The 816-nt window shown below is 69.4% G+C and carries 2 protein-coding genes; both read left to right on the top strand.

Features of this window, described 5'->3' with window-relative positions:
• Positions 1 to 85: 85 nt before the first annotated feature.
• On the top strand, positions 86 to 640 hold the full coding sequence (locus tag CCN51_RS50985) for a GNAT family N-acetyltransferase (protein ID WP_014178279.1): 555 nt from the start codon (positions 86 to 88) through the stop codon (positions 638 to 640).
• On the top strand, positions 637 to 816 hold a 180-nt coding region (locus CCN51_RS56805; RefSeq protein WP_211303347.1), incomplete at its 3' end, for a hypothetical protein. The genes CCN51_RS50985 and CCN51_RS56805, both read left to right, overlap by 4 nt.

The following is an 816-nucleotide window of genomic DNA, read 5'->3' on the forward strand; positions in this document are numbered from 1 at the left end:
CCCACGGCCGGACCGGCACGGAGATGATCCGTCGGCCCCATTTATTTGATTGCTCCGCTCTCATGCGTCCCTTTACGTTGACGCGATGTCCGAGCTGCGCACCGACCGTCTTGTGCTCCGCGGGTGGCGGGAATCCGACCTCGCGCCGTGGGCCGCCATGAATGCCGACTCCGAAGTCCGCGAGTACTTCCCGGGCACCCTCACCCGCGAGCAGAGCGAGGCGTCGGTGGCCCGCTTCCAGGCCGATCTCGGCCGGCGGGGCTGGGGGTGGTGGGCGGTGGAGGTGAAGGCCACCGGTGCGTTCATCGGCTTCACCGGGCTCGATCCGGTGGACGAGGACATGCCGTTCACCGGAGTGGAGGTCGGCTGGCGGCTGGCCCGCCCGCACTGGGGGCACGGCTACGCCACCGAGGCTGCCCTCGCGGCGCTGGACCACGGCTTCGGAAGCCTCGCCCTCACCGAAATCCTCGCGATCACGACGGCCACCAACCTCCGTTCGCAGGCGGTGATGCGCCGTATCGGCATGACCCGCGACCCGGCCGACGACTTCGACGACATGACCGTGCCCGTGGGTCCGCTGCGCCGGAGCGTGGTGTACCGGCTCCGGGGCGACGATCACCGGCAGGCGGTGCGCGGTTGAGCGTCGGTGAGCTGGTGCGAGCCGAGCTGGCGCGCCACGAATGGGCGGCGCTGAGGTGCGGCTGTGGTGAGTCCGCGGAGCATGTGCCCTTGATGTTTGAGGCGATCCTCACTGCCGGGACACCTCAGGACATGATCGAGTACACCCTCGACAACCACCTCGAGATCGGGCCCTGG

Origin of the sequence: Streptomyces milbemycinicus, from assembly GCF_002154605.1 — a bacterium.
Taxonomy (GTDB): domain Bacteria; phylum Actinomycetota; class Actinomycetes; order Streptomycetales; family Streptomycetaceae; genus Streptomyces; species Streptomyces milbemycinicus.

Excerpts from the sequence above, each read along its gene's own strand:
- CCN51_RS50985 (WP_014178279.1), top strand. The coding sequence starts at position 86 with ATGTCCGAGCTGCGCACCGACCGTCTTGTGCTCCGCGGGTGGCGGGAA.